Genomic DNA, 20,807 nt, shown 5'->3' on the forward strand with positions numbered 1-20,807 from the left:
AACGCAAGAAAAGAGAACACTTCATGCTCACCGAGTACACGACCCCGGGCGCATCCGTCGAAGTACGCGACGACGAATCCATCTACTCCCTGCTTACCGAACGCATCAAGCGCACCGGCGAAGACACCGTGATCGCGGAACGCAAAACCGCTCCGGGCCAGTGGACCAAGGTGACGACCGGCGAATTCCACAAGAACGTGCTCTCCGCGGCCAAAGGCCTGATCGCGTTCGGCATCGGCAAGGGGGATGCCGTCACCCTCTTCTCCACCACCCGTTACGAGTGGGGCGTGCTTGATTTCGCACTGGCCGCAATCGGCGCGGTCAATGTGCCGATCTATGACACCGATTCCGCGGCTCAGGCCGAACGCATTCTCAACGATTCCAACGTGAAGCTCGCCATCGCCGACGATCGCGAACGCTTCGACCGTCTTGATTCCGTGATTGGCCGCTGCCCGTCTCTGAAGCATATTCTGATGCTCGACGCCAATGCCATGGGCGCGCTGGAGGGATTGGGCGTCACCGTGTCCGACGAAGAGCTGGACGAGCGTATCGCGTCGGTGCGTGCCGACGATCTGGCCACCATCGTGTACACGTCCGGTTCCACGGGGGCACCGAAGGGTGCCGAGCTGTCGCATCGCAATTTCGTGTCGATCACGCGTGCCGGCAGCCTTGCGCTGCACGAGATGATTCTTGAAGACCATCCGCGTCTGCTGCTGTTCCTGCCGCTCGCCCACTGCTTCGCGCGCTTCATCCAGTACGCGTCGATCGCTTCCGATGACGGCGTGGTCGGCTATCTGCCGGACACCAAGACGCTGCTGCCGGATGTGCGTTCGTTCGAGCCGACGTACCTGCTGGGCGTGCCGCGCGTGTTCGAGAAGGTGTACAACGCGGCTTCCCGCAAGGCCGGCATGGGTTGGAAGGGCCGCCTGTTCCTCAAGGCCGCCGAGTCCGCGCGCGACTGGTCGCGCATGCAGCAGGCTGGCGAGAAACCGACCATGAAGCAGACCGCCGAACACCTGTCGTATGAGGCGTCCGTATACCACACCGTGCGTGGCGCGTTGGGCCCGCGTATCCGTTATGTGGCGTGCGGTGGCGCTCCGCTGGACGCGTCGCTGGCGCATTTCTTCAATGGCATCGGCCTGCCGATGATCCAGGGCTACGGTATGACGGAAACCGCGGCGCCGTTTGCCGCGACCCGCGTCACGGACAATGTGATCGGTACCGTCGGCCAGCCTGCGCCGGGATCGTCCGTGCGTATTTCCGACGATGGCGAGCTGCAGGTCAAGGGACCGAACGTGTTCATGGGTTACCACAATCTGCCGGAGAAAACGGCCGAGGTGTTCACCGAGGACGGTTGGCTGCGCACCGGCGATCTTGCGTCGATCGACGATGAGGGTCGTATTACGATTACGGGCCGCAAGAAGGACATCATCATCACCGCCGGCGGCAAGAACGTGTCGCCGATTCCGATGGAGCAGGAGATTGCGAAGTGTCCGATTGTGGAGCATGCCGTGGTGGTGGGCGATAATCGTCCGTTCATCGGCGCGCTGGTCACGCTTGATCCGGAAGGATTGGCGGCCTGGCTGCCGTCCGTGGGCCTGTCCGCGGATACGCCGCTTGACCGCGTGGCGGCTACCGCCGCCGTTCATGACGAGATTCAGAAGTATGTGGACAAGGCGAACGCGACGGTTTCGCGCGCCGAATCCGTGCGTAAGTTCGTGGTGCTGGATGCGCAGTTCACACAGGAGAACAAGTGCCTGACGCCGTCGCTGAAGGTGGTGCGTCCGGCAGTGAACCGCGTGTTCGCCGACGTGATCGACCGCCAGCTGTACGCCGGCAAGCGCTGAGCCGCACATAGGTAAACAAAAACAGCACGGCGGGGAACGCTGCGTACAAAAGTACGTCAACTTCCCCGCCGTGCTGTTTTTTAAGCGCACCCCGTATCGCTGAGATAACGCGTGCGGTAACAGTGCGGCAGGAAACGCCGGCGTACGAAGGTACGTCAAGTTTCCTGCCGTGCTGTTAACGCTCCGTTATTTCAGTGACGGTTGTTGAGGCGGTGGTACATTTCGCTCAGCTCCAGCTCCTTCTCGAACTGGCGGGCGTTGGTGTTCTCGTCGATGACGGCGAGTTCGACGCCGGCGATGCGGGCGAAGTCCTCCCAAGCCTCACGACCGACGGACGTGGTCATGCAGGTGTGGTGGGAGCCACCGGCGGTGATCCAGCACTGCACGGCGGTCTTCAGGTCCGGCTTCGGCTTCCACACGGCGCGGGCGCACGGCAGGTTCTTCAGGGAGCCCTGCGGTTCGACGATGGTGACCTCGTCCATGAGCAGGCGGAAGCGTTCGCGCTCGTCGGCCATGGAGACCACGACGGCGTCGGCCGGCTTGCCGGAGAACACCAGACGGACCGGGTCGGACTTGCCGCCGATGCCCAGCGGGTAGATGGCCAGCTTCGGCTTGGCGATGGTGCCGATGGACGGGGAGACTTCCAGCATGTGGGAGCCCATGTCGAACTCGTTGCCCGGCACGAAGTTGTAGGAGTAGTCCTCCATCAGGGAGGCGCCACCCTCAAGGCCGTAGCCCATCACGGCGCCGATGCGCACCAGCACGGAGGTCTTCCAATCGCCTTCGGCGGAGAAGCCCCAGCCGTACTCGGACGGGAAGCGCTGCGGGCCGACGCCCGGCAGCTGCGGCAGGGTGCCGAGGTCTTCGAAGTTGTCGACGCCGGCGGTGCAACCGTTCTCACGCATCATGTTGACCATGGCGGCCTCTTCCTTGGCTGCGATGAACAGCTCATCGTAGCGGGAATCAAGCAGCTCGGGGGCCACGTCATACTTGGCCTTGTAGTCTTCGATGAGGTCCTTGACCTGGCTGTCCTTGACCTTCTCGTAGGCGGCGACGAGGTCGTTGACGGCCCAGGTGTTGATCGAAGCGCCGAACACGCGCTCGGCTTCGGTCTTGTCGCCTTCGGTGACGGCCACGTTGCGCATGTTGTCGCCCCAACGCATGACCTTCATGTTCTGGGAGGCATCCCAGCCGGCGCAGGCGCGAGCCCAGGTGCCGACCTTTTCGGCGACTTCCGGATCGGTGTAGTGGCCGACGACGATCTTGCGCGGAATGCCGAGACGGGACACGATGTAGCCGAACTCACGGTCGCCGTGGGCGGCCTGGTTCAGGTTCATGAAGTCCATGTCGATGGTCTCCCACGGGATTTCCTTGTGGTGCTGGGTGGCCAGCTGCAGCAGCGGCTTGGTCAGCACTTCGAGGCCGCGGATCCACATCTTGGCCGGGGAGAAGGTGTGGCACCAGGTGATCACGCCGATGACGTTCGGGTTGGCGGAGGCTTCGGTCATGAAGGCCTTGACGCCGTCGGAGGACTTCAGGGTCGGCTTGAGCACGATCTTGGCCGGGATCTTGCCGGTCGCGTTGAGGAAGTCGACCATCTCGCCGGTCTGCTGGGCCACCTGGCGCAGCGCCTCCTCGCCGTAGAGGTCCTGCGATCCGACGCCGAACCAGATTTCCTTGCCTTCAAATGGGTTTTCCATTGCCATGTTGGATTATTCCTTACTTCGTTGTTGGGTTTGTCGTTTCAGTTTCCGTCGCGTCAGTGCTGGCCGTAGACGTTGGTGTAGCGGTCGTTAAGGCTATCGATGTCTTCCTGGGAGATCGGGATGATGTCTCCGAGCTGCTTGGCGGCCCACATGGTGTGCGCCACCTCTTCGGTCATGGCGGCAGCCTTGACGGCGGCTTCCGCGTCCTTGCCGATGGTGAACGGACCATGGTTCTGCATGAGCACGGCCGGGGACTTCGGATACTTCTTCAGGGTTTCGACCACGCCTTCGCCGATGGCTTCGGAGCCGATGAGGCGGAACGGGCCGACCGGCACCGGGCCGCCGAACTCGTCGCCCATCATGGTCAGGCCGCACGGAATGTTCTGGCCGGTGGCCGCCCATGCGGTGGCGTAGGTGGAGTGGGTATGCACCACGCCGTACACGTCGGGCATGTGGCGGTAGATGTACGCGTGGGACGCGGTGTCGGAGCTCGGCGCTTCGGCGCCGTCGACCACGTTGCCGTCGAGGTCGCACACGACCATCGAGCTTGGGGTGAGGTACTCGTAGCGCAGTCCGGACGGCTTGATGACCATCAGGTCGGCGGTGTGCAGGCGCTGCGAGACGTTGCCTGCGGTCCACACCACCAGATTCCACTTGATGAGCTGCTCGTGCAGGGTGGCGACCACTTCGCGCACCTGCTTGACTTCAGCTCGTACTTCCGGGCCGTAATCAGCCAACGTTGCCATATTGTGTTCCTTTCGTCAGGCTTGCTGTTGTTACGATGGACGGTTATTTGGTTTCCAGCGGGATGCTTTCGATGGCGGCATGCTCGATCGGCAGCCCCTTGCGGAAGCGGTCGAAGAAGGCTTCGAAGCCGGCCACGTCGTTGGCGTCCGGCGCTTCCGTGGTGGAGGCCGCGTCGGCGAAGACGCGGGTGTCGAGGTAGTCGGCGAGCGGCTGGTCGGCGTGCCACAGATAGTCGGCGAGCACGGCCATGCCCCACGCTCCGCCTTCGGCGGCGGTGGCCATGACCTTGATCGGGGTGTCGAATGCGGCGGCGAGGATCTTCTGCGCGACCTTCGGCGTGGTGAAGATGCCACCGTGGCCGACGAGCGAGTCGACGGCGACGCCTTCGTCCTTGGTCATCACATCCATGCCGATCTTGACCGGCGAGAAGGCGCTGAACAGCTGGGTTCTCATGAAGTTGCCGAGGCTCATGCGCGCCTCCGGGCTGCGGGCGAACAGCGGTCGGCCTTCCGGCAGGCCAGCCAGGAATTCGCCGGAGCGGAACGGATAGTTGAGCAGACCACCGCAGTCGGCGTCGACATCGTCCGCGATCGCGGCGCGGAACAGCGTGCCGTACAGCGTGCCGGCATCGACCGGCTGGCCGATCGCGGCGGCGAACTGTCCGAACAGGCCGACCCAGGCGTTGAGATCGGAAGTGAAGTTGTTGGCGTGGCTCATGCCGGCCAGGTCGCCGGCTGGGGTGGTGACGAGGTCGACTTCCGGATGCAGGCGCGCCAGCTTGTGCTCGAGCACGACCATGGCGAAAATCGAAGTGCCGGCGGAGACGTTGCCGGTGCGCACGCGCACGGAGTTGGTGGCGACCATGCCGGTGCCCGCGTCGCCTTCCGGCGGGGCGAGGACGACGCCCGGCTGAAGGGTGCCGGTCGGGTCGAGCAGTTTGGCGCCTTCGGCGGTGAGCGTGCCGGCCGGGGTGCCCGCCACGAGCGGACGGGGCAGCAGGTTCTCAAGCTTCCACGGCTGCGCGGCGACTTCCTCGATCGCGTCGAATCGCTTGATGAACTCGGTTTCGTAGGTATGGGTGGCCGGGTCGATGGGGAACATGCCGGAGGCGTCGCCCACGCCGAGCACCTTCTCGCCGGTGAGCTTCCAGTGCACGTAGCCGGCGAGTGTGGTGATGTAGTCCACCTTGGAGACGTGCTCCTCGTGGTTGAGCACTGCCTGGTAGAGGTGTGCCACGGACCAGCGTTCCGGAATGTTGTACTGGAACAGCTCGGAAAGCTTCTCGTGGGCTTCGTGGGTGTTGGTGTTCTGCCAGGTGCGGAACGGCACGAGCAGTTCGCCGGACTTGTCGAAGGCGAGGTAGCCGTGCATCATGGCGGAGAAGCCGATGTGCCCCACGTGGGTCAACCGTTCGCCATAGGCGGTTTCGACGTCGCCGGCCATGCGGGCGTATGCGGTCTGCAAACCCTTCCAGATTTCCTCCTGGGTGTAGCTCCACAGCCCGTCCTCGAGATGGCTGGCCCACTCATAGTCGCCCGCCGCGATGGTGTGGTAGGCGTCATCGATGAGCACCGCCTTGATGCGGGTGGAGCCGAACTCGATGCCCAGGCTCGTCTTGCCTGCGCGGATCTTCTCGGCGGTCACTGCGACCTGCTCTTGCGTCATAGTTCACGAACTCCTTGCGTCCGAGCGCCTCGCAACCACTCTGTCAACTGAATGTTAGCGCTCACTGTTAACGCTCACTATTGTAGGCAAAAACCCGTGACGCACCAAATCCGACGTGTCATCGGAGCAATGAATATATAAACAAATCGAGAAGAAGCAGCGCCTTAGCGACGGCGGACAGGACCCAGGGAGCTGCGGTTGACCATCTGCGCCGACACCAGTCCGACGCCATGCTGCGATGATCCGAAGGAGTTCTCCTCCCCCGCGCCTAGCAGGTACAGCGTCTCGCGCATGGCGGCGACACCCAGCTGCTCAAAGCCGGGGCGGACCGTGGTCAGCGGCGGGAACATATTGTCCATGGCAGGCATGTCGTCGAAACCCACCAGGCTCACATCCTGCGGAATGCGCACGCCATGCTCATGCAGCGCGCGGGCCACACCCACGGCCTGGCTGTCGTTGGCGCAGACCATGCATGTCGGCAGATTGCCGCCGGTGCGGCCGATGTTGTCGAGGATGTGGTTCATCTTGCCGTACGCTTCAGAGGATTCCCAGGTCTCACACTGCACCGTCACGGAATTGACCGCATTGGCCGCGCATAGCTTGTTCCATGCCAGCAGGCGCGTCGCCGCGTCGCGCCACTCCTTGGGACCGGCGAAATACAGCACCGAACGGTGCCCGTATTCCACGACTAGATGCATCACGTCGGCCATCGCGGACCATTGGTCCATGCCGACGACGGATACGCGGCGGCGGTCGGCGGACTTCATCAGCCGCAGGCCGTCCTGCACGTCGATGCCACCGTGCGTGGATGTGACGATCACACGAGGCTGCGCGATCCGCGTCCGGCATGCCGCGGAAAACATGACATCGGTGGGCGTGAGGAAGATGAACGCATCGACGTTCATCTCGTCGAAGGTGCGGCACAGGTCGTCGAATTCCTCCTGCGAGCACAGCGCCTCATGCACCATGCTCACCGTCACGAACAGGCCATGCTGGCGAGCCATCGTCTCAATCGCGGAAATCGTGGAAATCGGGCCATAGAAATGCTGGCCGCCGGCGATCAGGCCGATGGTGCGGGACCGGTGCGAGGCGAGCGCGCGGGCGGAGTTGCTGGGACGGTATCCGAGCTGGTCGATGGCCTTCTGCACCTTCTCGCGGGTGGCGTCGGAGACGTCCGGCGAATGGTTGATGACGCGCGAGACCGTCTGGTGGCTCACACCAGCCAGCTTCGCCACTTCGAACATCGAAGGACGCTTATTGCCCGCATCGCGTTTGCCTGCCATGCCCCGTCGCCTTTCGCACACAACTGTTGGTACGTTCGCCTATTGTACACGCAACTTCAGTTAGCGCTAACAACCCTCATGCTCCAAGGATGCGGCACACTGCGCGCAGGCTACCGCACGGCCGCCAAAGCACGCAGACGCGCCGCGAAGTTGGGCCAATCGGTGCGCATGGCGGTCAGCAGCTTGCGGTTGGGCACGTCATCGACCGGCACCCATTCAATCTCCATGCTTTCGTCGTCGTTGGCCTTGGGTTCGATGCGGTGCCCCGGCTTTTCGAAGGCGAACACCGTGGTATACGACCATGGGCCGTGGTCCTCGCAGTACGATCCGACCACGTCGATGTCCTCCGGCGTGATGTTGGCTTCCTCGTACGATTCACGCAACGCGCCCTCGATCGGGCTTTCGCCGTCGGCGGTGGCACCGCCGGGAATGCCCCACGTGCCGCCTTCCGCGCTCCATACCGCGCGGTGCTGCATGACGACGTGCGTCACCTCACCGGTCGTCTCGCTGCGGCGGGCCAAGAGCACGCCGGACGCGCCGTTCGTACCCCAATGCTTGCGACCGCAGGCGCAATCGACCCAGCCGTCTCCCGGCTGGTGCACGTTCTCCTTGGGCGGCAGCGGCTTCGCGGCACCCGTTTTCGCATCATATTCGGCGTCCGGCGCAAGGTCGGAGCGGGTGACGTTCCACAGGTCGGTCCATTCGACGCCCAATTGCGCCGCCAGACGGCGCGCCAACGGCAGGCTCAGGCCGATGATGCCGTGCGGATCGCCTTCGATCGAGTCGATGAACGCGCCGCCGAAACCTTCCAAAGTGAACGATCCGGCCACTTCCAGCGGCTCGCCGGTGGCGATGTAGCGTTCGATATCCAGGTCGGAATATTCGCAGAAGTGCAGGGTCGCTTTGCTGGCGCCGCGCACCATGCGGCCCGACGCGAAGTCGATGAGGCAATGGCCGGTCCACAGCTCGCCGGTGGCACCGCGCATGGCACGCAGCCGTTCGCGCGCTACCTCTTCGCTATGCGGCTTGCCGTAGCATTCGCCGTCCAGCAGGAACATGGAATCGCAGCCGAGAATCAGCGGGCCGGCCTTCGAACGGGTCAGGCTTGGACGGCCATCCACGAAATCGGCGATCGGCTCGGCGACGGTGGGAATGGCGATGCCGGAGAAATCGCGGGTCTTCGTCTCGTCGGCGGACTGCGCGCTGTCCGTGCGTGCGGCTGTGCCCGCCGAGGATGCGTCGCGATCGTCTGCTGCCCGGAGCGGGAAGCCGACCACGCGCTCCCCGCGCGCGTGCGCCGCGGTATCGGCGATGTTGCGATACGCCTGGTGCACGGCCTCGGCCTTCGCCGTGGCGAGAATCATCACACGCTGTTCGACGCTCAGGTCGTTCACGGTGACGCCAAGCGCGGCCGCCTCGCGTTCAAGCGCGGCAGGCTCGTCGACGTGCGAGACACGGATGGTCGGGCAGATGCCGGCGGAGAACAGCACGTCACGGCGTGGACGGGACTGGGAGGCGAGAATCAGCGGGATGCTCATGCGCGTTCCACCTGCACACCCTTGGTGTCGACCGCGAGATGCAGCACACGCCAATGGCCGGATGCCAGCTCTTCGGCGGCGATCTGTTCAAGCTCCTCGTGGGCGTCGCCATGGTGCAGCACAAGCACGCATGGGCCAGCGCCGGACACGGTGGAGGCGAAGCCGTGGGAGCGCATCTTCTCGATCAGCGCCCAAGACGGCTCCATCAGCGAGGCGCGGTACGGCTGATGCAGGCGGTCCTGCGTGGCCGCGAACAGCAGTGCGTTGGCGTTCTGACGCGAGCCGGAGGCCAGCATCGCGGGGTTCATGGCGGCCGGCAGCAGGCTCACACGGGAGACGTTGTGCACGGCGTCCTTGAACGGAATCTCAGTCGGCAACGCCTGACGGGCCTTTTCGGTGGACAGCTCGTAGTCCGGCACGAACACGGCCGCGGTCAGATCGTCCGCCACACGGTAATTGATGGTGTGGAAGCCGTTGTGCATCGGCTCGCCGCCTGGAATCGGCACGGATCCGACACCTTCCGCGGTCTCCATGTCCCAAGACATGGTCAGGCCGCCGTACACGGCCGGGGCCACGTTGTCCGGATGGCCTTCGATGGCGGCGGCCAGCTCGAACACGGCGTCGCGATTGAGGTCGTCGTCCTGCGCGAAGGCGGCCGCGGCGGCGATGCCGGCGACGATGGCCTCGGCGGAGGAGCCCATGCCTCGCGCCTGAGGGATGTTGTTGTGCGCCTGCAGGATGAATCCGACGCGTCCCAGACCGAAGGTCTGGCATGCGCGGCGGAACGTGGAGACCACCAGGTGCGTCTCGTCACGAGGCAAGGTGTCCTCGCCCTCGCCTTCGATCATCACCTGCGCCGCGGTGTTCACCGGGTCGGCGCTCAGCGTGAATTCAAGCTCGTCATGGTAATCCAAAGCCAAACCGACCGTATCGAAACCGGAGCCAAGATTGGCGCTGGTGGCCGGAACCTTCACACGCACCTTGCGGGTAACTGGAGTCATCTCTCGTCGTCCTTCGTCACATCTTCATTACAAATCAAGCACCGTATACCGTGGCAGTGCCAGAGTCAAATTTCAGGGGGAACCGCACCCGTGCATCGTATTCGGGCCCATGACGGCGGCTTGGCATGGCTTGCATGCCAATCGCATCATGGGCCCGAATCGCATCCGATATCAGTTCAGCACGCGCAGGATCGACGGCTCTCCGCACACGCAATCCAGCTCGCACACGTCCTTGACGGTTTCGCGCAGAGTGAGCTCATCGGTCATGTGGGTGACCAGACGCAGCTGCTGCAGCTCGCCGTCATAGCCCGGATCCTTCAGCGTCGGCTTCAGATCCTGGTTCACGCCGTTGATGGACACGCCATGGTCGGCGAACTTGGCTGCAATCGCGGCGAGCACGCCCGGATTGTCGTGAATCACGAAACGGACCGCGAACTCGGCCTTGGAAGCCTCGATCGGAGCCTTCTTCAGATCCTTGTACAGCGGGATGGACGGACCGGTGCAGCCCTGTGCGATATGGCGGGCTTCGGTGACCACGTCGCCGACGACCGCGGAAGCGGTCGGAGCGCCGCCGGCGCCGCGGCCGTAGAACATGAGGTCGTCCGCAGCTTCGGCCTTGACGAACACGGCGTTGAAGGAACCGTGCACGGAGGCCAGCGGATGGGTGTTGGAGATCAGTGCCGGGTAGACGCGCGCGGACACGCCGGCATCGGTGTTCTCCACGACGGCGAGCAGCTTGATCACCTTGTTTTCCGCGGTGGCGGCGGCGATGTCGTCGGCGGTGATCTTGGTGATGCCTTCGACGGAGACGTCGTCGATGGTGACGGAGGTGTGGAAGCCGAGGGTGGCCATGATGGCGGCCTTGTTGGCCGCGTCGTAACCCTCGATGTCGCCGGTCGGATCGGCTTCGGCGTAACCCTTGGCCTGCGCGTCCTTGAGCACGTCACCGAAGTCGAGGCCCTTGGTGGTCATCTCGTCGAGGATGTAGTTGGTGGTGCCGTTGACGATGCCGAGCATGCTCGTCACCTTGTCTCCGACGAGGGATTCGCGCAGCGGCTTGAGGAACGGGATGGCGCCGCCCACGGAGGCTTCGAAGTAGATGTCGACGCCCTTGGCTTCGGCGGCCGCGTAGATCTCCGGACCATACTTGGCCAGCAGCGCCTTGTTGGCGGTGACCACGGAAGCGCCGGATTCGATGGCGGCGAGCACGAACTTGCGTGCCACGCCGGTGCCGCCGATCAGCTCGATGACGATGTCGGAATTGGTGGCCACGCTCATGGTGTCGGTGGTCACGATGGCCTTGTCGATCCACGGGAACGGATCGGTTTCCGCCGGGTCAAGGCAGGCGACGCCGGTCAGCTCGATCGGTCGTCCGATACGTGCGGCAAGCTCGTCCTTCTGCTCGACCAGCAGGCGTGCGGTCTGGGAACCAACGGTACCTGCGCCCAGCAATCCAACGCGAATCGGCGCAACATCTTCCTGTGCCAAGGCATCCTCCCTTGAATGTGAAGTATTGGTGTGACCTTGCTTATTGTACGGTCTCAATATGACGTAAGGCCGCGGAATATCAAGAAAATGGACGGTTTCCGAAGCTTTCCCCGCAAGGAAGCCCGAAAACCGTCCATACCGTGAGACGCAATCGTGGACTATTCGCTGACGTCCCAGCTCAGCAGATCGTCGATCGTCTGCCGGCGGATCATGACGTGTGCGCCGGCCTCGCCGACGCCGACCACGGCGGGAATCAGCGCCTGGTTGTAGTTGCTGGCCATCGTGCGGCCGTATGCGCCGGTGACCGGCACCGCGAGGATGTCGCCACGCTTGATGTCGGCGGGCAGCCGCACCTCGTTGACGACGATATCTCCCGATTCGCAGTGCATGCCGACCACGCGGCACAGCTTGGTCTGCTCGCTTCCCTTGCGGTTGGCCAGACGCGCGGTGTAGTCGGAGCCGTACAGCGCCGGACGAATGTTGTCGCTCATGCCGCCATCCACGGACACGTACACACGTTCCGTCACCGGATTGCCTGACTTGTCTTTCGCCTCGCCGGAAAGCTCGACCGGCTTGACGGTGCCCACGCGGTACAGCGTGACGCCGGTGGGGGCCACCGTCCAGCGGCCTGGCTCGAAGGAGATGACCGGGGACGGCATGCCGAGCGCGCGGTTCACGGTGCTGACCGCGTCGGCGAGCCTGCCGAGCTCCACGTCGATGTCCATGGAATCCTCGCCGTCGGTGTAGGCCACGGAATAACCGCCGCCCAGATCGACCTCCGGCAGGGTGTACGCATCGGTGGCGTAGAAGGTCTTGCGCAGCAGCATCATGCGCTTGGCCGCCTGGATGAAGGCGTCCGCGTCATGGATGTTGGAGCCGATGTGCGAGTGCACGCCGACCAGTTCGAGCACGTCCTGACGGCGGTAGATGTCCTTGAGCACGGCGAGCGCCGGTCCGTCGGCCACCATGGTCATGGCTTCGGCGAGCTTGCGGTCGCCTTCGGAGACCTTCTCGTGGCTCAAATCGTACGGGTATTTGATGTCGTACTGCAGCTCGCGTTGCGCATGGACTTCGGAGGCGTGTTCGCCAAGTCGTGCATTCGAGCCGGCGGGCGTCACGTCGGTGAGGTCGTCGAGCACGCCGAGTTTGCCCGCGTCGGCTCCGGCGGGCAGCAGGGCCACGCCGAATTTCTGGTCCTCGTGCGCGGTGGACACGAATTCGTGGCCACCCGCGTGGATGCCGGACGTGACTCGCAGCATGACGCGTGCGCGCTTGCCGAGACGCTTGGCGATGGTGGCGATACGCTCCGGCTCGCCCGGCTCGTCCACGACGATCTTGTTGAAGCCCTGTTCGATGGCCAGCTCGATTTCCGCATCGGACTTGTTGTTGCCGTGCAGCACGAGGCGGCGGCCTGGGACGCCCGCGGCGAGCGCGATGCGCATCTCACCCATGGTGCAGGTGTCGATGAGCATGCCGGATTCGGTGACGATGCGGCAGATTTCCTTGCTCAGCAGCGCTTTGCCGGCGAAGCTGACGTGGGTGACGGTGTTGTTGAACGCGTGGGACGCGGCATGCACGAATTTCGTGGCGCGGGCGCGCACGTCATCGGTGTCGATGACGTAGAGCGGCGAACCGAATTCGTCGAGCAGGCTTGCGGCGGTACGACCGTGGAAGGTGATCTCGCCTTCGTCGTTCACGGCCGAGCCGGCCGGCCAGATTGGGCTTACAGGCATGGTTTGCGTATCTCCCTTTTTCGTGGATTCGCTTCACATCTTGTCCGGAGCGGTGACGCCGAGCAGGTCGAGGCCTTCGGCGATGACCGTCTTGACGGCGTCGTTGAGCTTGAGTCGGGCGGCGGCGCGGGCCGGTTCCGGAGCCTTGGCGATGCGGATGGCGTCGGCCTGTTCCCCGCGGGCCTCCGGATCGGTGAGTTCCATCGGCACGACGCGCTCCACGTTGTACCACTTGTGGTAGGTGGCGGCGAGGTCCTCCAGGTAGTGGGCCACGCGGTGCGGGGCGCGCAGGTCGCCCGCTTCGCGCAGCAGGGCGGGCCACTGGGCGAGCGCGGCGAGCACTTCGCCGTCGGCGGTGGTGTCGAGCAGGCTCACGTCGGCGCCTTCGTAGGTGATGCCGGCGGCGGCCGCGTTGCGGTCCACGTTGCAGGAGCGGGCGTGCGCGTACTGCACGTAGTACACCGGATTCTCGTTGGAATGCGAGGACAGCAGGTTCAGGTCGATGTCCACCGGGGAGTTGTAGTCGGTGCGGGCCAGCGAATAGCGGGAGGCGTCCACGCCGATGGCGTCGGTCAGGTCGTCGATGGTGACGACGTTGCCGGCGCGCTTCGACATGCGCACGGCCTTGCCGTCCTTCATGACGTTGACGAGCTGGCCGATGAGGATCTGCATGTTCTCGCCCGGCTTGTCGCCGAAGGCCTCGCACATGGCCATCATGCGGCCGATGTAGCCGTGGTGGTCGGCGCCGAGCATGTAAATCGCCACGTCGGCCGGGTTGGTCTCGCGGTGGCGTTTGTTGCGGTAGTAGGCGATGTCGGCGGCGAAGTACGCGTAGTTGCCGTCGGACTTGATGATCACGCGGTCCTTGTCGTCACCGTGCTTGGTGGATTCGAACCAGGTGGCGCCGTCCTTTTCGAAGATGTCGCCGCGGGCGCGCAGATCGGCGATGGCCTGGTCCACTTCGCCGTCGGAATACAGGCTGTTCTCGTGGAACCACACGTCGAAATTGACGCGGAAGTTCTTCATGGAACGCTGGATTTCGTCGAACATCATCGGCACGGCGCGCTTGCGGAACTCCTCGCGCTGTTCGGAATCGCCTTCGCCGAGCGGGTTGCCGTCCTGGTCGGCGCCGCCGTCGACGCGCGGCAGGCTCAGCACGTCCACGCCGTCCGCGTTGGCTTCGTCGATGACACGCTTGGCGATTTCGTCGATGTACGCGCCCTTGTAGCCGTCGATCGGGGTTTCCTCGCCGTGGGCCGCGGCGACGAGCGACTTGGCGAAGCGGTTGATCTGCTCGCCGTGGTCGTTGAAGTAGTATTCGCGCACCACCTTGGCGCCGTTGGCCTCAAGCACGCGGGCCATGGAGTCGCCGACGGCCGCCCAACGGGTGCCGCCGATGTGGATCGGGCCGGTCGGGTTGGCGGATACGAATTCGAGGTTCAGGGTCTTGCCGGACAGGTGGTCGTTCTTGCCGTAGTCGCTGCCGGCTTCGAGCACGGTGTCCACCACTGCGGCCGCGGATGCGGAGTCGAGCGTGATGTTGATGAAGCCGGGGCCGGCCACTTCCACGGACTTGATGCCGTCGGCATTGGTCAGTTCGGCGGCGAACAGTTCGGCGAGATCACGCGGCTTCATGCCGGCCTTCTTGGCCAGCTGCATGGCCGCGTTGGACGCCCAATCGCCATGTGCGCGGTCCTTCGGGCGCATCACGGCGAACTTGGCCTGCGGCGGAATCAGATCGGCGGTCAGGGTGCCTGCCTTGCCTTCGGAGACAAGGGTGTTGGCAATGTTGAAAATCAGTTCACTAAGGGCTTCTGGACTCATTCTTCCAAGAATACCGGGCACGCTGACAGAATCAGTCTTCCTGTCCATCCTCACGATGGGGTTGCGATACGTCCTGCGGAACGCTTTGCAAGGCGTTCTGAGCATCGTCCTGCCCGCCATGCCGTTTCGTACGCCACGCCACGGACGCGTAGTAGCCCGTGTAGCACAGCGCCACGAACGGAATCATGTACAGCAGCGTGGAGCGCTGCGACGGATCGCAAATCACCAGAACCAGCGCGCCGACGCACATCACAATCGCGACGATCGGCACGAACGGGTAGCCAGGCGCGCGGTACTTGAGCTCGCCAACCGTATGCCCCTGCGCGAGCCATTGGTGGCGGAATCGCAAGTGGCAGACGGAAACCGACGCCCACACCACCAGTGTGGCCAGGCCGGAAACCGCGACCAGCGCGAGGTAGACGGTCGAAGCGGCCACCACGGAGGACAGCAGCGCCAGCAGCGAGCCGGCCATGCTGAACATCACCGCGAAAACGGGCACGCCGTGGAAGTTCGTTTTGGCGAGCTTGCGCGGAATCATACCCTCCTGCGCGAGCGACCACACCATGCGCGAGCACACGTACAGGCCGGAATTCGCGGCGGACAGCACGGCCGTCAGCACCACGAAATTCATGATGTCGCCGGCGAACGGCATGCCGATCGACTGGAACACGAGCACGAACGGGCTGGTGTCGACGCCCGACTTGCGCCACGGAATCAGCGCCGCCATGACGGCGATCGAGCCGATGAAGAAGATCGCCAGACGCAGCACGGTGGTGTGCACGGCCTTCGGAATCGCCTTGGACGGGTCCTTCGTCTCGCCGGCGGCGACGCCGACCACTTCGGTGCCGGAGAAGGCGAACACGACCGTCAGCAGCGTGGAGAAGATCGGCAGCACGCCGTTGGGCAGCCAGCCGTCGCTGTAGAAGTTCTCGAACATCGGCGCATGGCTATAGCCGGCGATCGGAATCGCGCCGAACATGGCGAGCAGGCCGATGATAATGAACGCGATGATGGCGAACACCTTGATGGACGCGAACCAGAATTCCGATTCGCCGTACAGGCGCACCGACAGGATGTTGAGCAGGAACACGACCACGATGAACGCGGCCGACCAGATCCATGCGGGCGAATGCGGGAACCAGCGTTGCATCAGCAGGCCCGCGGCGGTGAATTCGGAGGCGAGCGCCACCGCCCAATTCAGCCAGTAGAGCACGGCGATGGTGAACGCGGTGCCGGGGCCGATGAAACGCTTCGCATACAGGTGGAAGCTGCCGGCGTACGGCATGGCCACAGAGAGTTCGCCAAGACTCAGCATGATGAAGTAGACCAGTACGGAACCGATGGCATAGGCGATAATCGCACCGAGTGGACCGGCTTGGTGGATGGTGTAGCCGGAGCTTAAAAACAGTCCGGTTCCGATGACTCCACCAAGCGAAATCATGGTCAGGTGGCGCGTCTCCATTTTGCGCTCCAGCCCGCCCTGCTCGTCGTTCTGCTGGGCTTGCGCCGTGGGATCCGCGGCGGTTCCGGTCGCTGGCTGCGGCTGCCGTTCCTTCGTCCGCGTCGGTTCGCCGGCGATCTGCGCCTGTGCCTGCTGCTCTGCTTGCGATTGCGCCATGCTTGCCTCCGGCTTCCTGCGCGTTTGGTTGGGTGCGGCGTGTGTTTTGGCTGGCCGCACAATCGCAATACTATACGGCAGGCTCACGGCAATGCGCGAGCATCGTCGGATCGACCGCGAGCGGAGGAACGCCCGGAACAGCGACGGCCCGCAGCCGGGAAGGCATGCGGGCCGTCGATCGCGCTACTCGCGGTATGCGCGGAACGCTCAGAGCGCGGCGATGGCGTCGATCTCGACGAGCGCGCCCTTCGGGATGTTGTTGCCGCCGAACGCCACGCGGGCCGGCTTGACGGAGCCGATGAAGACCTTGGCGTATACGTCGTCGACCTCGTGGAAGTCTTCGACGTTCTTCATGTAGATGGTGGCGCGGACCACATTCTCGATGCCAGAGCCGGCGGTGTCGAGGATGTGCTTGATGTTCTTCAGCGCCTGCGCGGCCTGCTCGCCCGCACTCTCGCCGGCCAGTTCGCCGGTGGCCGGGTCGATGCCCAACTGGCCGGAGACGAACACGAATCCGTTGGCCTTCACGGCCTGGCTGTAGGCGCCGAGTGCTGCCGGGGCTTCGGAGGTGGCCACTGCTTCCAGCTTTTCGCTCATACTGTTCTCCTTTGTCGTAAGGTATGTTGCCGCAAGGTATGTAAACGCGCGCCAAGTATGTGCCAATATGCCCGTACATGCGCTATTTGCGTCGCACCTGAAATCATACTTTTCCGATGGGTGGAAGCGGGAAAAACCGTTCACAGAACGATATGGCCGGAGTTGGCGCCACACGGCGCAGCAGGCACGAAAACGGCGGAATCGCAAGGAAAACCGCGGAAAAATACAACAAAACGAGCAACAAAAAGGCTCCAGCCGTTCGACTGGAGCCTTGCCCGGTGGGCTTGATGGGGATCGAACCCACGACCTTCTGTTCCGGAGACAGACGCTCTATCCGCTGAGCTACAAACCCATGCAACGCACTACTGTACACGGTCTGCGCCCGTTTGCGACACGATTCGGCGAAAAACGTGACGCAGACCTTGCAATCGTTGGGAAAGTCAGTACGCGCGCTCAATGCATCAGAGTGCTCGGCGCAACCAGCACGCGCTGCACGCTCAGTACATGAGGGTGGCGAGGCGACGACGTGCGCGCTTCAGACGCTCGTCGGTCGGCTCGGGGATCGTGAAGTATTCGAGCAGACGCTGGCGCACCGGCTCGATGTCGGCCTTGTGGCCCGCCGCCACGAAATCAAGCAGACGGTCGAACGCGTCCTGGATCTGCCCGCCGATCATGTCGATGTCGGCGACGGCAAGCTGCGCGTCCACATCGTCCGGCTTGTCGGCGGCAGCGGCACGCACCACGCGCACGTCCGCATTGGCGGAACGGGCCAGCAGCAGCGCCTTCGCACGTTCGCGGGCGGCGCGCGTATCGTTCGGATCGGCTTCCAAAACCTTCTCGTACGCGGCGGCGGCACCGGCGTAATCGCCCTGCTGTGCCAGCATGTACGCTTCCTGATGTTCCGGCGGCACCTGATCCTGCACACTGCCGGCGGATGCGGAATTGGCCGCGTCGGAATCCGGATCGCCCGAATACGGAGCGGTGCCGGTCACGCCGGCCTGCTGTGCGGCGGCGATAAGCTTCGGCACGACCACGTCTGTGATCTGCTGCAGTTCCTCGTCGGACGGAAGGCCCTGCAGAATCGGCATCGGACGGCCGCCGATCAACGCGAACAGCGCCGGCGCACCCTGAATCTGGAACGCCTGTGCGATGGAGGGATTGGATGCGATGTCGATGCGGGACAGCTGGATCTGGCCGTTGAGCTTGTTCACCGCGTCACCCAATGCGCGTGCCATGGCGAACAGACGGTCGTCGGTCGGCACCCACAGGAACAGCAGAATCGGGAACGTGGCGGAGGTCTGCACCATGGCCTGGAACGTGTTCTCCGTGGTGTCGATGACATATCCGCCAGCCGCCGGAGCGCCGCCCGCCTGCCCCGGCTCGGCCTTCACCTGATGCTTGAGCGCTTCCAGATCAACGGCTCCCGCCAATGAAACACCCGGATGGAACGCTTGCTGCTCTGCCATACTTGCCTCCAAAAACACGAAATCGTTGCTGGCACCAACTATAGGTGCCAACAACGATTTCCCGGTTTTCATTCCCACGGATGCGCGATAGGCGGAAAACCGCCGACGATGCGCGTCCAAGGACCCGTCGTTTTACAGCGCTTCGACCTTCACCGGCTGGCGTTCGGAACCGACCGCGGTGATTTTCTGCCCGGAATTCGCCGGCGGAACATACAGCGCGATGACGTTCACATAGCTCGTCTTCATGGTGCTGGTGGCCTTGCCATTGCCGAACAGCGCCTTTTCCGCGTCAGAGGCCGGCTGCGATTCACGGCCAGCGCCGGCGGAACGCGTCCATTCGGAGTTGATCTGCGCCACCACCAGATCGCCGCCGTCCGCGGAACGCATGACGCTGATGGCTCCATTGACCGGTTCGAAGGTCTGCTGCTGCGTGCCTTCGTTAAGCTCCATGGCCTTCTGCACCTGGGCAGTCAGATCGGCAAGCTTCGATCGCAGATCATCATCCGCGAATTTGCTGGCGTACTTGCTGTTCGCCCCGTTCTGCAGCAGGTCCGCATACGCGTCCACCGCCGCTTTCGGCGTCATGACCAGACCGGTGTCCGTAGGCGTTCCCTGCGCGCTGCCGGTTTTGGAGATTTCGAAACTCGGCATCTTCACGCCGGAGAACAGTCGCGCCACACCCCACAGCTTGTAGTTCTGGCGTGCGGAATCCTGCCTGAACACCAGCAGACGCTTGGACTGCTGGTCCTTGGTTGTGGACGTGATGGAGAACACGGACCGTGGCCAGCCGGCATCCGTGGAGATCACGGCCTGGGCCAGATCCGTGGGGATGGTGGTCTTACGGTCAAGATTGCCCGTGGCTTTCGCTACGTTCAGCTCGCTGGTGCGGATGTCCAGTTCCGGACCTTCGAGAATCGTCGGCAACGTATCAGTGTCACGGTTCTGATTGCACTGGTCGAGCGTTTTGAGAATCCTCGTGCGGACCTTTTGCTCCTGCTTGGCGCTCAAGTTCGGCGCATCCTGCCGGGTGGTGGCTTTCGGGGTCGGCAGCTGGCCTTCGCAACCGCACATGCCGACGGCCATTCCCAGCGCGAGCATGGCCGCGATAATCGCCTGACTACGCTTCCTCATCACTGGTCCTCCTCTTGGCCGTCTTCCTGCGTTTCCGTCTGAACCTCCTCTTGGGCAAGACGAGCGAAATACGCGGCAAGCTCATCCTGCGAGATCACGGAAGTCGCCTCGTCGTCAACAGACGATTCGCCCGCCGTCGATTCAAATACGGTCGATTCGGACACAGTCGGCTGGCTTTCCGCAATCGTGTTCTGCTGGTCGGCGACCAGGTTACGTGCCACAGGATCGACGATGACGGGCTGTTGCGTTTCCTCGAACGACGACGTACGACCGCCGGTGCGATGTTCCGCATGGCGACGCCTGCCGTGACGCGACCTGCTCCGTGCCCTGTTGCTGGCGGCGGTTTCGGCGTTCTTCACCCAAGCCGAAACCTCGTTCTCATCGCCTTCGTTGACGCCAACGCCTTCGACCATGGCGAAAGCGCGCTTGTTGCGGCGCTTATGCGGCGGCATGGCGAATACGGAAGCGGAAAGCACGGCGAGAATCGCCAGCAGTCCGCCGGCAAGATACAACGGCATGGCGAAATTCGGCAGGTTACGACGGTCCCAATTCAGAGTGACCGTATCTCCCTTGCGGTTGCCGAAATCAATCAACGCCACAACATCCTCGGCGTTATTGCTGTTCGATCCTTTGACCTGCATATCAACGGCACCGTCATTGCACTTGATGGTGCGCCACATGTCGGAGTCCTTGAAAGCCACCTGGTTCTGGGAATTGTCCGCGGTTCCCTGCGCGGAGACCTTCATGGTGGAAAGCGTCGTCCAATCGGACAGACCGGAGACGCGCATGTACTTGCTTCCCGCAATCCATCCGGCAACGTCGCGCGCGGAACCTATGGCGATGCACACATTGGATTTCTTGTCACGGGATTTGGCCGAAATATTGACGCGGCTGTCTACCAGCTGCAGCACGTTCGGATCGGTGACCACGTATTCCGAACCGTTCACCGGAGCGGCGGCGGTGATCTCATTGTCCGGTTTCCAGACGGTTGAATTCAACACGCCAAACACGACGCATGCGATGGCAAGCAAGCCGAAAATAGGCGTGACGATGCCACGCATGATCTTCGCATGCCGGGTAGGGCCCGTCTCGATCTGCGGCTTCTCTTGTTCTTCCTGCAATACAGTCATAGCTTTTCCATTCTACAGTGTCCGTTTGCACAA

General features: G+C 63.5%; 15 protein-coding genes and 1 tRNA gene. 1 reads left to right on the forward strand and 15 read right to left on the reverse strand.

The annotated features are described in order from the left end of the window. The first annotated feature begins 23 nt into the window (after positions 1-23). Positions 24-1,847: an AMP-dependent synthetase/ligase gene (locus BAD_RS07435; RefSeq protein WP_011743704.1), complete on the forward strand. Its 1,824-nt coding sequence runs from the start codon at positions 24-26 to the stop codon at positions 1,845-1,847. Between the two features lie 191 nt (positions 1,848-2,038). Here the strand turns inward: BAD_RS07435 and araA are convergent, their stop codons facing one another. From araA to BAD_RS07510, 15 genes are all read right to left on the reverse strand, one after another. Beyond that, positions 2,039-3,553 (reverse strand): L-arabinose isomerase, encoded by a 1,515-nt coding sequence (gene araA, locus BAD_RS07440; protein WP_003809815.1) that lies wholly within the window; start codon positions 3,551-3,553, stop codon positions 2,039-2,041. Between the two features lie 53 nt (positions 3,554-3,606). After that, a complete protein-coding gene (locus BAD_RS07445) occupies positions 3,607-4,299 on the reverse strand; it encodes an L-ribulose-5-phosphate 4-epimerase (RefSeq protein ID WP_003809816.1) in 693 nt (230 codons plus the stop codon). 43 nt (positions 4,300-4,342) lie between these two features. Next, the gene (locus BAD_RS07450) at positions 4,343-5,965 is read right to left on the reverse strand and encodes a xylulokinase (RefSeq protein ID WP_011743705.1); all 1,623 of its coding nucleotides are present in this window, start codon (positions 5,963-5,965) and stop codon (positions 4,343-4,345) included. Between the two features lie 164 nt (positions 5,966-6,129). After that, complete coding sequence (locus BAD_RS07455) at positions 6,130-7,248, reverse strand: LacI family DNA-binding transcriptional regulator (protein ID WP_011743706.1); 1,119 nt, start codon at positions 7,246-7,248, stop codon at positions 6,130-6,132. Positions 7,249-7,358: 110 nt separating this feature from the next. Then, the gene (locus BAD_RS07460) at positions 7,359-8,786 is read right to left on the reverse strand and encodes a Maf family protein (RefSeq protein ID WP_011743707.1); all 1,428 of its coding nucleotides are present in this window, start codon (positions 8,784-8,786) and stop codon (positions 7,359-7,361) included. Beyond that, positions 8,783-9,787 carry a homoserine kinase gene (thrB, locus tag BAD_RS07465; protein WP_011743708.1) on the reverse strand — a complete coding sequence of 335 codons (1,005 nt, stop codon included), beginning with the start codon at positions 9,785-9,787 and terminating at the stop codon, positions 8,783-8,785. The genes BAD_RS07460 and thrB overlap by 4 nt, the downstream gene beginning before the upstream one ends. A gap of 171 nt (positions 9,788-9,958) precedes the next feature. After that, positions 9,959-11,275 (reverse strand): homoserine dehydrogenase, encoded by a 1,317-nt coding sequence (locus BAD_RS07470; RefSeq protein WP_011743709.1) that lies wholly within the window; start codon positions 11,273-11,275, stop codon positions 9,959-9,961. Between the two features lie 158 nt (positions 11,276-11,433). Next, positions 11,434-13,008 carry a diaminopimelate decarboxylase family protein gene (locus BAD_RS07475; RefSeq protein WP_011743710.1) on the reverse strand — a complete coding sequence of 525 codons (1,575 nt, stop codon included), beginning with the start codon at positions 13,006-13,008 and terminating at the stop codon, positions 11,434-11,436. A gap of 33 nt (positions 13,009-13,041) precedes the next feature. Beyond that, on the reverse strand, positions 13,042-14,832 hold the full coding sequence (gene argS / locus BAD_RS07480) for an arginine--tRNA ligase (RefSeq protein ID WP_011743711.1): 1,791 nt from the start codon (positions 14,830-14,832) through the stop codon (positions 13,042-13,044). Between the two features lie 31 nt (positions 14,833-14,863). Beyond that, the gene (locus BAD_RS07485) at positions 14,864-16,294 is read right to left on the reverse strand and encodes an amino acid permease (protein WP_021913585.1); all 1,431 of its coding nucleotides are present in this window, start codon (positions 16,292-16,294) and stop codon (positions 14,864-14,866) included. Between the two features lie 363 nt (positions 16,295-16,657). Then, entirely contained in the window at positions 16,658-17,047 is a 390-nt protein-coding gene (locus BAD_RS07490) for a Rid family detoxifying hydrolase (RefSeq protein WP_011743713.1), read from the reverse strand. 279 nt (positions 17,048-17,326) lie between these two features. Then, positions 17,327-17,399, reverse strand: a tRNA-Arg gene (locus BAD_RS07495). A gap of 145 nt (positions 17,400-17,544) precedes the next feature. Next, complete coding sequence (locus BAD_RS07500; protein ID WP_021913582.1) at positions 17,545-18,513, reverse strand: tetratricopeptide repeat protein; 969 nt, start codon at positions 18,511-18,513, stop codon at positions 17,545-17,547. Positions 18,514-18,645: 132 nt separating this feature from the next. Beyond that, positions 18,646-19,644: a hypothetical protein gene (locus tag BAD_RS07505; RefSeq protein WP_003809846.1), complete on the reverse strand. Its 999-nt coding sequence runs from the start codon at positions 19,642-19,644 to the stop codon at positions 18,646-18,648. Next, positions 19,644-20,774, reverse strand: a complete 1,131-nt coding sequence (locus tag BAD_RS07510) for a hypothetical protein (RefSeq protein ID WP_003809847.1) — start codon at positions 20,772-20,774, stop codon at positions 19,644-19,646. The genes BAD_RS07505 and BAD_RS07510 overlap by 1 nt, the downstream gene beginning before the upstream one ends. Positions 20,775-20,807 lie beyond the last annotated feature (33 nt).

The sequence above is a fragment of the Bifidobacterium adolescentis ATCC 15703 genome (genome assembly GCF_000010425.1).
GTDB lineage: Bacteria > Actinomycetota > Actinomycetes > Actinomycetales > Bifidobacteriaceae > Bifidobacterium > Bifidobacterium adolescentis.